The 14,662-nt window shown below is 48.3% G+C and carries 13 protein-coding genes; 1 reads left to right on the top strand and 12 read right to left on the bottom strand.

Going from position 1 to position 14,662, the window contains the following annotated elements; translation table 11 throughout:
- Nucleotides 1-103 precede the first annotated feature (103 nt).
- Both PQI28_RS00005 and PQI28_RS00010 read right to left on the bottom strand, forming a co-directional pair.
- Nucleotides 104-775 (bottom strand): hypothetical protein, encoded by a 672-nt coding sequence (locus PQI28_RS00005; RefSeq protein ID WP_339962266.1) that lies wholly within the window; start codon nt 773-775, stop codon nt 104-106.
- On the bottom strand, nt 762-1,892 hold the full coding sequence (locus PQI28_RS00010; protein ID WP_339962268.1) for a mandelate racemase/muconate lactonizing enzyme family protein: 1,131 nt from the start codon (nt 1,890-1,892) through the stop codon (nt 762-764). Before PQI28_RS00010 ends, PQI28_RS00005 begins: the two co-directional genes overlap by 14 nt.
- 80 nt (nt 1,893-1,972) lie before the next feature.
- Between PQI28_RS00010 and PQI28_RS00015 the strand changes: the two genes are divergently transcribed.
- A complete protein-coding gene (locus PQI28_RS00015) occupies nt 1,973-3,172 on the top strand; it encodes a hypothetical protein (protein WP_339962270.1) in 1,200 nt (399 codons plus the stop codon).
- Nucleotides 3,173-3,187: 15 nt separating this feature from the next.
- Here PQI28_RS00015 and nhaC read toward each other — a convergent pair whose 3' ends face one another.
- The 10 genes from nhaC to mutL form a co-directional block, all read right to left on the bottom strand.
- Nucleotides 3,188-4,615, bottom strand: a complete 1,428-nt coding sequence (gene nhaC / locus PQI28_RS00020; protein WP_337873758.1) for a Na+/H+ antiporter NhaC — start codon at nt 4,613-4,615, stop codon at nt 3,188-3,190.
- Between the two features lie 135 nt (nt 4,616-4,750).
- On the bottom strand, nt 4,751-5,839 hold the full coding sequence (locus PQI28_RS00025; RefSeq protein WP_339962271.1) for an amidohydrolase: 1,089 nt from the start codon (nt 5,837-5,839) through the stop codon (nt 4,751-4,753).
- Between the two features lie 16 nt (nt 5,840-5,855).
- The gene (locus PQI28_RS00030) at nt 5,856-6,200 is read right to left on the bottom strand and encodes a DoxX family protein (RefSeq protein ID WP_074034557.1); all 345 of its coding nucleotides are present in this window, start codon (nt 6,198-6,200) and stop codon (nt 5,856-5,858) included.
- Between the two features lie 56 nt (nt 6,201-6,256).
- Nucleotides 6,257-7,522, bottom strand: a complete 1,266-nt coding sequence (locus tag PQI28_RS00035) for a S1C family serine protease (RefSeq protein WP_339962275.1) — start codon at nt 7,520-7,522, stop codon at nt 6,257-6,259.
- Nucleotides 7,523-7,633: 111 nt separating this feature from the next.
- Complete coding sequence (locus PQI28_RS00040; RefSeq protein WP_339962277.1) at nt 7,634-8,452, bottom strand: fumarylacetoacetate hydrolase family protein; 819 nt, start codon at nt 8,450-8,452, stop codon at nt 7,634-7,636.
- 54 nt (nt 8,453-8,506) lie between these two features.
- Nucleotides 8,507-8,962: an anaerobic ribonucleoside-triphosphate reductase activating protein gene (nrdG, locus tag PQI28_RS00045; protein ID WP_339962279.1), complete on the bottom strand. Its 456-nt coding sequence runs from the start codon at nt 8,960-8,962 to the stop codon at nt 8,507-8,509.
- Nucleotides 8,940-10,790, bottom strand: coding sequence for an anaerobic ribonucleoside triphosphate reductase (locus tag PQI28_RS00050; RefSeq protein ID WP_339962281.1), 1,851 nt, complete (start codon nt 10,788-10,790; stop codon nt 8,940-8,942). Before PQI28_RS00050 ends, nrdG begins: the two co-directional genes overlap by 23 nt.
- A 191-nt stretch (nt 10,791-10,981) precedes the next feature.
- On the bottom strand, nt 10,982-11,812 hold the full coding sequence (locus PQI28_RS00055) for a formate/nitrite transporter family protein (protein WP_074035310.1): 831 nt from the start codon (nt 11,810-11,812) through the stop codon (nt 10,982-10,984).
- Nucleotides 11,813-12,024: 212 nt separating this feature from the next.
- On the bottom strand, nt 12,025-12,675 hold the full coding sequence (locus tag PQI28_RS00060) for a 50S ribosomal protein L25/general stress protein Ctc (RefSeq protein ID WP_214783525.1): 651 nt from the start codon (nt 12,673-12,675) through the stop codon (nt 12,025-12,027).
- Nucleotides 12,676-12,840: 165 nt separating this feature from the next.
- Nucleotides 12,841-14,658 (bottom strand): DNA mismatch repair endonuclease MutL, encoded by a 1,818-nt coding sequence (gene mutL / locus PQI28_RS00065; protein ID WP_339962286.1) that lies wholly within the window; start codon nt 14,656-14,658, stop codon nt 12,841-12,843.
- Nucleotides 14,659-14,662 lie beyond the last annotated feature (4 nt).

Here is a 14,662-nt window from a genome sequence, read left to right on the forward strand (position 1 = left end):
AGAACGCCTCAAGCTCGTTGAACATAAAAAAAGACGAACCAGATCGCATCTTGCGATCTGGTTCGTCAACAGCCTGAATCCTCGTCAGCTTGACGAGGATTTATTACTTCTCATATCGAACAACCCACTGTTCCCCTTGTTTCATGAGACCAGTCCCGAACCAACCAGATTGGAGTAACTCGACTTGTCTCGTCCGTTCTTCCATCGGAACATCCACCACTTCTGAGGTGGGTTGCCATGAACGATGAAGCTCCTTGTAAAAGATATAGCGGAGTTTCCCGCCATACTTTTCTTTCAATGCGCCGATTCGGAGTCCGAGCGTGAACTTGTCTTTCATACTTGGAATATTGAACGGTGCGACCGTCGCACAAACGACATCAAATCGGTTATCCGATTCAACTTGTGACATCAATAGTTTGCCCAAGTGCGTCTGTAACCCATATCCCCGGAAATCTGGATGAACATTCGTCACTTCCTGATAAAGGACACGTTCAAGCGAAACCTCCGGCCAGCCGATATCTCGTCCTAAATGTTCGTCGTCAATCGGCGGGATCAGCATGGCACGGAATGCGATCAGTCGCCCTTCAGACATTGCCCCAATCAACGTCTGATCCGCCAACAGTTTTGTGAATTCTTCAATTGATAATGATTGATAGTGCTCCGGTTCAGCCAAAGCTTGAATCACTGCCTCTTGAATCGACAACAACTCAGGTAAGTCTGACAACGTCAGAACATGTACTTGAAGCGGAAGACCTTTGATCTCACCTTGCCACATGTGAGTCTTCTCCAATCACATATGAATCGATCGTCAGTTCACGCAATAGATCCTCATCGACATCGATGCCGAGACCAGGACGGTCGTTCAATGAGATGATCGGCAAATCATATGTTAAGTTCCCGACATCTTTCCCGAAGCGAAGCGGTCCTGTCAACTCGACCGTTTTCACGATCTTACTTGAAAAGGCGACATGGAATCCCGCACTCGATGCGATCGAAGATTCGACCATCGAGCCGATTTGGCATTCAATCCCTGACATCTCCGCCATATGGACCAACTTCTTCGCCGGATAAATGCCACCACATTTCATAAGCTTGATGTTCGCTTTATGGGCTGCTTGCATCATCGTCAACCGTCTCATATCGTGAATGTCTTTCAGACCTTCATCGATCATAAGTGGAACCGAAATTTTTTGTTTTACTTCGAGCATGCCTTCAAAGTCATCCGCCTTGACCGGTTGCTCGACCCAATCGATTCCGTACGGTTCGAGTAGACGCATGGCTTGGACTGTATTGGCCGCGTTGACCCACCCTTGATTGACATCAACCCGAATTGGGACATTTGGTCCAACGGCTTCTCGCACGGCTTTGACACGTGCTACGTCCGTTTGTACGTCGACCCCGACTTTCATTTTCACGGCTGTATAGCCCTGATTGATTTGATCAAGAGCCTCTTGTGCCATATGATCCGGTTCTCCGATACTTAAGACGTGTGTGACCGGGAATGACTCATGGTATCGACCGCCAATCCATTCGTAGACTGGTTGATTTAATTTTTTCCCAATCAAATCGTGACATGCGATATCGAGCGCTGCTTTTGCTGCAGGAACACCTTTTATCGTGCGGTTCATCTCATCATGAATCCTCTCCAAATGCATCGGGTTTTTCCCGATTAATAATGGTGCCAATAGATGACGGAGGACACTCACCGTACTTTCAGCTGACTCTCCCGTCACGTGCTCATCTGCTACCGCTTCACCATATCCAATCAGTCCGCAAGACGTGGTCATTTTGACGATGACAGATGGCATATCGTCATATCGATGATAACTGACGATAAATGGCACTTTTAGTGGGAATCGAACCGAGAAAATTTCAATGCTTTGAATGTTCAAGTTCATCACTCCTTTACTTTGTCTACGCTTTCCTCTATATTGTCGTTATATGGTCGTTAAATTGCAAGGGGGATTTTGTAATGTCCATCCATATCGCCGTCGTCGGCTCACCAGCTTTTATTCAACATATTGTAAAAGGTTCTTCTTTACCCGATGTCCGGATTGAAGAGTTTCCTTATGATGACCCGCGTGAAGCGAAAGACATCGCCCATCAACTACACTTTTTTGACGGTGTTTTCTTCTCCGGTTCATTTCCGTATACGTACGCGATGGAGAAGGCGAGCCTCCCGTATGCTCATCATGTCGTTCAAGACGATGTCGTCTTATTGACTTCACTCTTATATATGACGTTAACGCAACACGTCGAGCTTGAACATCTATCGATTGACCTCGTCGACACATCACGACTTGAATCGATGTTAGAGCCATTTCCTACTCGTATCTCGCAATCGCAAGTGAAACAGCTTCATCCGAACATGAATTTCGAGGACTTGATTGCCTTCCATAAACAACTTCAAGAAAATGGGACGACACGATTCGCTTTGACGAGTGTCGAGCAAGTCCATCGTCGATTAATGAGTGACGGCTATCAGAGTCAACTCATGATTGAACCGAAAGAGAGGATTCTTCACCATTTTAATGATTTTCTTCAGCAGATTCGATTGCAAAAATCAGATCAGTCTCAGTTTGCCATTCTTCAGTATTCGAATTCGAGTGAAGAGACGTTAGCACACGTGTCGGACCAACAATTCTTCGGTGGCAAGTTGCTACAATCGAATGAAGAGGGGGTCACAATCTTATCGAATAAAGGCAAAATTGAGACCGCTATTTCAAATGGTGTTGTTTTACCAAATCCCTCGTCTGTCCATGTCGGCATCGGATATGGCTCAGACTATCAGCGCGCTCTCGACCATGCACGACTCGCGCTTTATGCAGAAAGTGAACGACAGATGCGCATCGTCGATGATTCGAAGCGACTGATATTCTCGGATCACCCATCACCCATTCATTTTCGCGTCACGCAAACACGAGTCTACGACATGATGAAACAGACCGGTATGAGTCCGACCAATATCGAAAAACTCATCCACTTCTCACGTGATCAACTTGAGTTCACGGCTAAAGAGTTGACCGATTATTTACATGTCACCCGTCGCACGACAGAGCGATTAATTAAGAAGTTGGTCGATGCGAAACTCGTTCATGCGATCGGTGAAGAGATGAGCTACAGTCAAGGTCGACCTCGTACGGTGTATAAATTTCAATTCCCGGTCGATTGACGACCGGGAATTGTTTTATTGGGCTGCTTGCTTCACAACTGACTCTTCTTGCTGAATGACGGCCATGCGCTCGATTGTGAACCCCGTAAAGGCATACAGAATCGAAATGACCGGTACGATAAAGTTTAAGACGGCGTAAGGCGCGTATTCGAATGCCCCGACCCCGAGCGTACCAAGAATGAATACCCCACACGTATTCCACGGGATGAACACCGATGTCAATGTTCCACCGTCCTCGAGTGCGCGTGATAAGTTTTTCGATTGTAGTCCCATTTTTTCATAGGCGCCTGCAAACATACGTGATGGGACGACAATCGAGATATACTGCTCCGAACAGGTCGCATTTGTCGCAATCCCCGCCAAAATCGTTGAAGCAATCAACGAGCCTGCCGTTTTCGCCAACTTCAGGATTTGATTCATGATCGATTGAAGCATACCTGAATATTCTAAAATTCCACCGAACGTCATCGCGACAATCGTCATGGAGACCGTGTACATCATCGCATCTAGACCACCTCGGCTGAAGAGGTTATCGACTAATTCATTACCTGTATCAATGACATAGCCACTTTGAAGAGCACCTACACTGTCTGAAAGTGTCCCGCCTTGGATGAACACTTGAGCCAAGAAACCGAGTGCAATCCCGACAACAAGTGCTGGAATCGCTGGTACTTTTTTCGCGACGAGCAAAATGACAGCGAGCGGCACGACGAGTAACCATGGAGAGATGACAAAACTATCTTCAAGAATATTAAGCGTCTGTGTGATCTCTGACGAGTCCGTCGTCGAATCCGCGAACCGTCTACCAAGCCAAGCGTATACCCCTAGCGCGATGATGAGTCCCGGAATGGTCGTATATAGCATGTGTCGAATATGTACGAATAGATTCGTATGAGTCAATCCTGCCGCCAAGTTTGTCGTATCTGACAATGGTGACATCTTGTCGCCGAAATAAGCACCAGAGATGACGGCCCCCGCAACCATCGGAGCTGGTATCCCCATACTCAGTCCGATTCCCATCCCTGCTACACCGATTGTACCCATCGTCGACCATGAACTCCCAATCGAGAGCGCGACGACCGCACAGATGAGGCAAATCGTTAATAAAAAGTATGCCGGCGAGATGATCTTCAGTCCGAAATAGATCATCGTGGCAACGATTCCCCCACCAATCCAAGCACCGATTGTCAATCCGACCAAAATGATGATGACGACTGCCGGTAAAGCGAGACGAATCCCTTTATACATCATCTCTTCAATCTCTTTCCACTTGAACCCGTGACGCCAGGCGACGAGCGAAGCGACCGCCGTCCCGACGATGAGCGGGATGTGTGGTCCTTGTCCGAGCTTAACGATCGAGATGAGCATGACGACGATCATCACGCCTAGCGGTAAGAGCGCCCACCCTAGCTTCATGTCTTGCTTGTTCCCCGTTGTTTCCATCTAACTTCCTCCCCTATAGCGAAAATTCAGAATTGTCGTTATATTGTCGCTAATAACGTTATGATAGCGCTTACAAAGATTTGATGCAATAAAAAAATGAGTGGACAGACATCTGTCTATCACACTCATCCTGAATTATGTTGCTGCAATTCGGAGCGCATCCGCAAGCAGGCGTGCCCCATCTTCTAACGCATCACGGTCAAATGTCATATGCGGATGATGAAGTCCTGGACCTAAATCTGCACCGATTCCAATCATCGTCGCATCAAGCGTCGGTTTCTCGACGGTATAGAAATGAAAATCATCGCTACCTGACGTGACAATCCTCTCGACGAGAGCCGACTGACCGAAGCGTTGCTCGATCGCCTGCTTCGCAATCTGACTTGACTGTTCCCCAACGACAGCTCCTGGTGTGAAGTCTTGCCACTCCCATTCCAGTTTCACACGATGTAGTTGAGTGACATGGAGTAGCATGTCTTCGACACGATTTCGCAGTTCGAGCAACTCCTCATTTTGTTGAGCGCGGACATCAATCGAGAACGTCGCATTTCCTGGAATGATGTTCATGTTGTCACTCCCAGCATGGACTTTCGTCAACTTGACGGAGTGTGGCTCAAACGGTGATAAGTAAATGCTTTTGAGCATGTGTTGAATCGTGAAGATGACATCGAGTGCGTTTTGCCCTTGATGCGGTCTTGCGCCGTGCGCGTCATCTCCAATGACCTCTCCCTTTAAGAAGAAGGCAGCACCATGCTGAATCGCCGCCGCGTATTGGCCTTTCTTCAACTCTTCTTGTGGACGCAAATGAATCCCGAACAGTTGCGTCACGTCTTTTAACGCGCCACGCTCAATCATGGCGAGCGACCCGTTCCCTTGCTCTTCAGCAGGTTGGAAGATGAAACGGATCCGCTTCTGTAACGCCTCGTCCTTCAATTGTTCGAGTGCACCGAGTACCATGCTGATGTTCGCGTCGTGCCCGCATGAATGGTTCGCACGAAACGTACCGTCCACTTGTTGCCATAACGCATCGATATCGGCGCGGACCGCAATCACGTCTTCACCCGATCCAATCTCCGCGATCACCCCGGTCACATCTTCAAACGTCCGATGCGGAATCGACCAGTCCGATAAGATGGATGCAATCGTTCGAGTCGTCTCAACTTCTTTCCAACTGATTTCTGGATGTGCATGAAAATGTTCAAACCATTTCAATACGTTTGTCATATGTATCTCCACACCTTTATATTTTTTTGACACCTTTGATCAAAACCCATTGAAGCGGGAGTCGTCCCCATGTAATCCATTTCGGAATGACTTTCCCACCGATTCTAGAAGGTTTGACGGCCATGTTGATATTGGCTGGGAAGACGGCGATAAAGAATGCCGGTAGCGTCCGCTTTACGAACGTCGTCCCTTTGTTTAGTAAGAGCATCGCCCCGAAGACGACTTCCACGACTCCGCTCAGTTGCACCATCAAGCGGCGGAACGGCCAAGACTTTGGAATAATCGACATGAACGCCTTCTCTCTGACAAAATGCAAAATCCCTGCCCCGAATAATAACACTCCATATAAATTTCGTACCATATTTCATCCTCCTTTTGTATAAGCATAGCAAAAAAGGCGGGCATGTTGCCCACCTTTTACAATGCAGAACCGTTTGCGTTTTGAATCTCAACTTGAACCGTTTCCGTTTTTCCGTCACGGACATATTCGATGTCGACCGTTCCGTCCGTATCTCGAATCAATTCACTACGGAGGTCGATGAACGAGCTGACGTCTTTGTCATTGATTTTCACGATGACGTCACGCGCTACAAGACCCGCTTTTGCGGCTGAACTGTTTTGTTGAACTTCTACGATTATCGTTCCCGCCGTTACCGATTCAGGTAAATTGATTTGTTCCGTCAAGTAACCTGGAGGGAATTCTGACACATCACGTAGCGATACGCCGAGCGAAGGATGATTCACTTCTCCCGTCTGTTCGATTTGATTGATTAGCGGAAGGGCGATGTCGACCGGAATCGAGAATCCGACTCCCTCGACTTCTGCCGTCGCAATCTTCATCGAGTTGATTCCGACGAGTTGTCCTTCTTCGTTGATTAACGCACCACCCGAGTTACCTGGGTTGATGGCCGCATCCGTTTGAATGACCTCTGCGTTGAAGTCAGCCTGTCCGTTCTCATCCGTATCTACCGGGACGAGACGTGACGTCGATGAGACGACACCGCGTGTCACGGAGTTCTCGAATTGTCCGAGCGGATTCCCGATGGCGATGACGGTTTGACCTGGTTTCAATTCGCTCGATTTTCCGATTGAGATGACAGCTGGTACTTTGTCAGCGTCCACTTTCAAGACCGCCAAGTCATACGTCGCGTCACTGCCCATGAGCGTTGCTTCTGCTGTCGTCCCGTCATTAAACGTGACCGTCAGCTTGTCTGCCCCGTTGACAACGTGATGGTTCGTTGCGATAAATGCCGAGTCGCCTTCTTTTTTGTAGATGACCCCTGAACCGACTCCAGCCTCGACCGCTTCACTCGAGAAGCCAGTTTGGGCGAAGTTGTTCACGGTCACGACGGCAGGCTGAGCGGTCGCGACGGCATTCGTGACTGAAGAGTCAGACACGTTTGATGACGTTTGGACCGGAGTCCCTTGCGAGGTCACGTTCGTATCACTCACATTCGTTGCGGGTTGATCGATAAACGGGTAAGCGATTGCGCCCGTCAGCAATGCCCCGATGACCCCACCGACAAGTCCTGGGAACATGCGGCTGACGAATGAAGGTTTTGTCTGTGTTCGTACTTTTGCTTCTTCTCGGTTGGATGAACCGAGTTCTGTATCTAACCAATCTTTTTGCTGTTCTGATTCATGTAATTGATCGTGTTCATTTGATTGATCGTGACGATCCATAATGATTCATCTCCTCTGTGTTATCTTCTACCCTTACTATAACGAAGAGGAACACTCATTTATAAAATGATAAATGAATTACAAGATTCTTCACATTTTGCGTCATTTCATTCAGACAATCACATTTCGTAGCGTGCCGAGACCTTCAATCGTCACTTCGACGGTGTCACCCGTTTGAAGATAGGTCGGTGGTGTCATCCCATGTCCGACTCCGGCCGGCGTACCAGTAGCGATGATGTCACCCGCTTCGAGCGTCATGCCTTTCGACAGTGTACGAATGAGCTCGTCAATCGGACGAATCATATCGGCTGTCGTCCCGTTTTGACGTGTCTCACCGTTAACACTTGTTTTGATTTGGAGAGGAAATTGAAGCTCGTCCGGTGTCACGATAAATGGTCCCATCGGACAGAACGTATCGAGTGACTTGCCACGGAAAAATTGGACATGTTCTTTTTGCACGTCTCGTGCCGTCACGTCGTTTAGAATCGTGTATCCGAAAATGTGTTCTTCGACCGATTCGATGTCTCGTCCCGACTTTCCGATGATGACCGCGAGTTCGCCTTCATAGTCGAGTTTGTCCGTCAATTCCGGATGGCGCTCGATGACCGCTTCTGGTCCGACGACTGAAGTTGGTGCTTTCGTGAAGATGACGAGTTTCCCCGCTCCCGCTGTATCCATTTCTTTCACGTGTTCTTCATAGTTCTTCCCGATACAAATCACATTTTTCAATGGGCGGTACGGGGCGAGCAGTTTCACGTCCGTCACTCGGTATGAGGGCGCCACGTCTAAATCAATATCCGGTTCGAACTCACGCGCAATCACTTCTAATAAGTTAGTCGTATGTACTTGATTGCTGACATCGTAGACGAAATCGCCTTCGACAATCCCCACTCGTTGCTCTTCTTGCATGTCAAAACTACACCATTTCATCAAAAATCCCCCTTTTTCATCATTATACAAAAAATCGAGACATCTCTGCCTCGATTACACTTTATTCAAAAAGATGATTCGTTGATTACGCGATCCCCGAAAGCGAAGTCCCATATCTCGTAGCGACTGCTCAAAGCGACCGTCAACGAGCACATCGGCGTAGTCTAACACGGTTTGAACGGCTTCGTCGTGCATCGCTACCAACTGTTCCATCGTATAGCCCGTATACACCCACACATTTTTACCGAGCGACTTACATGCCATGACGAGTTTTGCCAGCGCTGACGATTGCAGGAACGGTTCGCCTCCAGAGATGGTCACGCCGTCCCAGCCACTCATTTTTATGCGACGGACAAGTTCATCCACTTCAATCTCATCGCCACCGTCCGGATTCCACGAGGAAGGATTATGACACCCTTTACAATGGTGGGGACAGCCGGCAGTAAAGATGACCGTTCGAATCCCCGGTCCATCGACGACCGATTCCTCAACGACGGATAGAATGCGCATCATGTTTCACCCTCGCCCGCTCTTCTTCTCGCTTCGCCGTATTCCAGCGGTCCATCGTCCCGACCAAATAGCCAGTGATACGACGGATTCGTTCGATTTTCTCATCTTCTCCACAAGTCGGACAAGCCGCGTCAATCAAGCCTTCAAGCCCGCAATTCCCGCAGCGGTCGACGGGATGATTGATGGAACCGTAGCCGATATCATGCTGGCGCATCAAGCGGACAATCGATTCTACCGCTTCCGCATTATGGGCAAGCGAGCCATCGACTTCGACATAGGAGATGTGTCCCGCGTCACACAACGTGTGATATGGTGCTTCGATTCGGATTTTTTCGCGGATGGACACGGTTTGATATACCGGTACGTGGAAAGAATTTGTGTAAAACGCACGATTCGTCACCCCGTCGATCATGCCGAACTCTTCCTGGTCTCGCGTCACAAATTTACCTGACAGTCCTTCTGCCGGTGTCGCAAGCAACGAGAAATTCAAATCGTATGTTTCGGCCGCCGCTCGCATCCGATCAGCTAAGTGCGTGACGATATCGAGACCAAGTCGTTCCGCTTCACGCGACTCGGCATGTGTACTGCCCGTCAACACCTTCAACGTTTCGGCGAGTCCGATGAAGCCGAGGGAAAGCGTTCCTTGTTTCAAAACATCTCGGACCTCATCATGTATATGTAACTGCTCACTTCCGCGCCAGACACCTTGTGTGTAAAGAAAACGGAACTCTTCAGCGCGACGCGTGCATTGATACTCGAATCGTTCAACCAATTGTTCGATGCCGATATCGATATATCGGTTAAGAATGCGATAAAAGTCAGAGAGTGACTCCGAGATCAGTGCCATCTTCACTAAATTGAGTGTGGAGAAGGAAAGATTGCCACGACCGACTGATGTCTCTTCTCCGTGTCTATTTCCCATGACCCGAGTGCGGCAACCCATGTACGCCACTTCAGATTCATGAGACCCATCATAGTAAGCGGCATTGAACGGGGCATCGATGAAAGAGAAGTTCGGGAAAAGCCGTTTGCCTGTGACGCGACACGCTTTACGGAAAAGATCAACGTTCGGGTCTTCCTCGTTGAAGTTGATGCCTTCCTTTACTTTAAAGATTTGAATAGGAAAAATCGGGGTCTCTCCATTCCCTAATCCCCGTTCCGTGGCACGAAGTAACTCCCGAATCAGGATGCGTCCCCACTTTGAGGTATCCGTCCCGTAATTGATCGAAACGAACGGGACTTGACCGCCACCTCGTGAATGCATCGAGTTCGCATTATGAATGAACGCCTCACACGCCTGATATGTCGCCGAGATCGTCTCTTCTTCTGCGAGTTGTTCCAATTGTGTCTTGTCCCAGTCAACAGGGAGTGATTGGAGTTTGCTCAATTGGCGCACATACGTCTTCTCGACGTACGGTGCCAAATCGACGTCAAACATCGGGAACGCTTGACCCCCATGCTGCATATTTTGATTCGCTTGAAGGATGATGGACGCGAGCGCCATGGCGGAGCGAATGTCCTTTGGCGAACGGATTGTTCCATGCCCCGTATGGAATCCATCTTTTAATAATTGACCGAGTGGTATTTGACAACATGTCGTCGATCCTGTGATGTAATAGTCGGCGTCGTGCACGTATAAGTAGTTATCAGTGACGGCCTGTTTTGAGCGCTCCGACATCAAATATGTCTGCGACAATTCTTTCGACACTTCTGAAGAGAGTCGTGCTAGTTTCCCAAGTGGGGACTTTCCGTCCACATTCGCATTTTCTTGTACCAAGTCTTGGTCTGGTAAGACGCAGACATCCTCATACAACTGCAGTAATTTCAAAACCCATCACCTCACTATATATGGATTAAAAACATTCACAAACGTTTTTAAAATCCTATATATAGATTATGACACGTATTTTTCTTGATGGTCACGAGTCGATATTGTGACAGTTTACGTGTGAGCATACGACAAAAAAGAGCCTCGTCTTCGGTAAGACAAGGCCCAACGTTATTTGTGACAAACGTCATTTATTTAGCAGCTTTGACGACTTTTAATTCGACTTCTTCCTCTAATTCTTGTGCCTCACGGAGACCTTTTGAGTTGAGCCATGTATAGATGGCTCCCATGAAGAGGGCGCCGCCGATAATGTTACCGAACGTCGCAGGAATCAAGTTGTGGATTGCACCTGCCATGCTGATTGTCTCAGGGTGTGGAACGACGAGCGTCAAGGCGAACAAGACGAAGTTGGCGATAACATGGTCGAATCCTGAAGCGAAGAAGACGGCAACAAGGAAAATCATCGAGAAAATTTGAGCGAATTCATTTTTCATTTGTTTCGGTAAGAAAATGGCGAGACAGACCATCCAGTTACAGAAGATGGCGCGGAAGAAAATTTCGACCGTCGTATGATGCATTTTCCCCTCAACGACTGAGAACAGCCAGTTGTTCATCCCGAGCTCTTGGATGACGCCAGTCGGTGCAAGTAGTAAGGCGAATAAGATTCCCCCGAGTGCGTTCCCGACGAAGCAGAGCAACCAAACGAGCATCGTGTCGCTGAGCGTTGTATAGCCGCGAAGTGTCGACGTTGTGAAATACATCGTATTCCCCGTGAACAACTCCGCTCCCCCATAGATGATCATGACGAGCGCAATCCCGAACGAGAAGCCCCCGATGAGTGTTGTGAACGGAGATTCCGCTAAATACATACCGTTGACGACTTTCAAAGTGAAGATTGAAGCAAAGCCGATAAAGATCCCGGCTAACATTGCCCGTAAAAAATATTCCATTGGACGATAATGAATCATTTGCGAGGAAGCCTGTGCTTTTTTCCGTAATGATTCGAGTGCATGGATTTCCATTGATGCCATGTCACAAACCCTTCTTTCTGAATAATTAAATAGGAAAGTATCAGTTCGAATATGTGAAATCATTAACAATATAAACTGTACAGTCTCTGTTGGCAATCACCTCTAGAAGGAATTGACAGAGTGTTCACATCGTAATCGTTTACATATGGCGGATTTGTGACAAAGAAAAAGTGCTTCGATTTCTCGAAGCACGTTCTCTACAATTATTCTTTATCCTCAGTCGATTCTTCTGTTTCTTCAGAAGATCCTTCAGAAGCTTCTTCTTCAGTCGAACCTTCCTCTGATTCAGTTTCTTCCTCTTCCTCAGCAACCGGCTCATTCACAGAGGCGATGTGCATATCTGGTTCAGAGACAATCGTGTACGATTTGTCTTCTGGAAGATCCGCTACTGTCACCGAGTCACCGATTTCGAGGTCTGACACGTCAAGTTCGATGCGTTCAGGGATGTTGGCAGGTGTCGCAGAAACCGTCACTTTATAGAGCGACTGAGCGAGATATCCGCCTTCTTTGACGCCTTTCGCGTCGCCGACGAGGGCAATATCCGCTTCGACTTCTGTCTCTTCATCCATCTTCACAGCCATAAATTCGACGTGCTGATAGAAGTTTGTGAACGGATCTGTTTCTGATCCGTGCACGAGCGTGTTGATCTTGTTTCCATCGAAATGGAGTTCAATCAAGGCGTTGTCACCGTGGTCTCGAAGAATTTTACGAAGGTCCATCTCGTCAAACACGATTGGTGTGCTATCTACTTTATAACCATAGACAACTCCTAACGCTTTTCCTTCGTTACGCAACTTCGTGCGTAGTGACCGTGGGCGTAATTCTCGTTTTGATACTTGAAGTTTGTTCGTCATTTTCTTTTCCTCCTACATGGATATACATTTCATGTCGACATCTTGAGGGTGAGGCAGTGAAAAAGCCACCTCTCAACCTCGATGCGTTGAGTGACATGTGTATAGTTTTCCCATGAGGACTTGTAAATAAACGTTACATCGTATTAAAACAAGGTAACAAGACGATTACATGACGCGTTTAAACAACTTCTCGAGTTCGTACGTGCTCCACTTCACGAGAATCGGACGACCGTGCGGACAAGTGAATGGAGACGTCGTACGACCTAAATCATCAATCAATTGTCGCATCATGTCCATATTGAGTGGATGATTCGCTTTGATCGACCGTTTACACGCCATGAGGATTGATGCTTCCTCACGATATTTCGCGATGTCAATCGAGCGTTGTTGAATCGCCATCTCCACTAGATCACGAATTGTACCCTCTAAGTCATGTTGCGGATACCATGTCGGAATCTCGCGCACGAGGAACGTGTTTCCCCCAAACGGTTCTAATGTGATACCGGCTTCTGCTAGAAGCGGGAGCACTTCTTCGATGGCGAGCGTCTCTTCTTGCGTGAACTCTAACGTTAACGGAATCAACAGAAGCTGATACTCTTTTTCCGGACGTCCTAACTGCTCATAAAACAATTCATACTTGATGCGTTCCTGGGCAGCATGTTGGTCCATCACGTACATCCCGTCTTCCGCTCCACAGACGATATAACTCGAGTGCAGTTGTCCGATGACGTCTAATGCTGGAAGACGTTCGGACTGAAGAACGGGTTCCTCGACCTGTTCTACCTGGAGCATCTCCGGCTCTGGTTCATGAACGAGCGGCGCCGGGTTCCACTGGGAAGGAGACGTGAGCGACTCTTTTCGCTCACGAGGAATCGGATAATTCCACTCGACCGTGTCTACTTGTTTAGGTTGCGGTTCCATCGAGAAGTCGAGTTTCGACTGTTCGGACGGTGTCTCTCGTTTTGGTTTTGATTCTTGTTTCACAGACGGAATGAGACGTTGCTCACGGAGCGTCAATTGAACGGTCTCTCGGATGAGCTGGCATAGTTCTTTTTCTTTCGACAAGCGTACTTCACGTTTCGTCGGATGGACGTTCACGTCAATCAACATCGGGTCCATCTTCACTTCGAGCACGGCAATCGGATAGCGACCAATCGGTAAGAGCGTATGATAGCCTTCGAGCACACTTTGTGTCAGTGCAAAGTTCTTGATGCTTCGACCGTTTAAGATGAGGGTCACATATTGTTTGTTCGAACGGGTCACTTCCGGGCGTACGAGATGCGCGCTCAACGTATAGTCGTTCGTCTTGCTCGACGCCGTAACGATTTGTGCGGCGACTTGTCGACCATAGATGGCGAGCATGACTTGTTTCAAGTCTCCATTGCCGTTCGTGCGCAATAATTCTTTCTCTTCATGAAAGACGGTGAAGCGAATCTCTGGATGAGACAGTGCCAAACGGTTCAACGTATCGGTAATGCTCGCGAGTTCTGTAGCCGATGTCTTCAAATATTTCAGACGAGCCGGTGTGTTGAAGAAAAGTTGACTGACCGCGATCTCGGTTCCGACATTCGCCGCCGCCGGATTCGTCTCCTTTACGACACCGCCTTCAAGCGTCATCTCAAAACCGTCTTCATCTGCTCGTTTAGACTTTAACGAGACGTGACTGACCGACGCAATCGAGGCAAGTGCCTCACCACGGAAACCGAGCGTCCGAATACGAAACAAGTCATGCTCGTCCCGGATTTTACTCGTCGCATGTCGTAAGAAGGCTCGGGCTGCGTCTTCTTCATGGAACCCATGCCCGTTGTCACGGACTTTGATGAGACGGATACCCGCCTCTTGTAAGTCGACGTCCACTTTCGTCGCTCCCGCATCGATCGCATTCTCGACTAATTCTTTGACAACGGAAGCCGGTCGTTCGACGACCTCCCCGGCTGCGATTCGGTTCGCGAGTTGTTCCGGTAACTCTCGAATGATTCCCATCGAC

Source organism: Exiguobacterium sp. USCH10, assembly GCF_037619445.1.
Taxonomy (GTDB): Bacteria; Bacillota; Bacilli; order Exiguobacteriales; family Exiguobacteriaceae; genus Exiguobacterium; species Exiguobacterium aestuarii_A.

Coding starts and splice junctions, on each gene's coding strand:
- PQI28_RS00005 (WP_339962266.1), bottom strand. CDS start 775: ATGTGGCAAGGTGAGATCAAAGGTCTTCCGCTTCAAGTACATGTTCTG.
- PQI28_RS00015 (WP_339962270.1), top strand. CDS start 1,973: ATGTCCATCCATATCGCCGTCGTCGGCTCACCAGCTTTTATTCAACAT.
- nhaC (WP_337873758.1), bottom strand. CDS start 4,615: ATGGAAACAACGGGGAACAAGCAAGACATGAAGCTAGGGTGGGCGCTC.
- PQI28_RS00025 (WP_339962271.1), bottom strand. CDS start 5,839: ATGACAAACGTATTGAAATGGTTTGAACATTTTCATGCACATCCAGAA.
- PQI28_RS00030 (WP_074034557.1), bottom strand. CDS start 6,200: ATGGTACGAAATTTATATGGAGTGTTATTATTCGGGGCAGGGATTTTG.
- PQI28_RS00035 (WP_339962275.1), bottom strand. CDS start 7,522: ATGGATCGTCACGATCAATCAAATGAACACGATCAATTACATGAATCA.
- PQI28_RS00040 (WP_339962277.1), bottom strand. CDS start 8,452: ATGAAATGGTGTAGTTTTGACATGCAAGAAGAGCAACGAGTGGGGATT.
- nrdG (WP_339962279.1), bottom strand. CDS start 8,962: ATGCGCATTCTATCCGTCGTTGAGGAATCGGTCGTCGATGGACCGGGG.
- PQI28_RS00055 (WP_074035310.1), bottom strand. CDS start 11,812: ATGGAAATCCATGCACTCGAATCATTACGGAAAAAAGCACAGGCTTCC.
- PQI28_RS00060 (WP_214783525.1), bottom strand. CDS start 12,675: ATGACGAACAAACTTCAAGTATCAAAACGAGAATTACGCCCACGGTCA.
- mutL (WP_339962286.1), bottom strand. CDS start 14,658: ATGGGAATCATTCGAGAGTTACCGGAACAACTCGCGAACCGAATCGCA.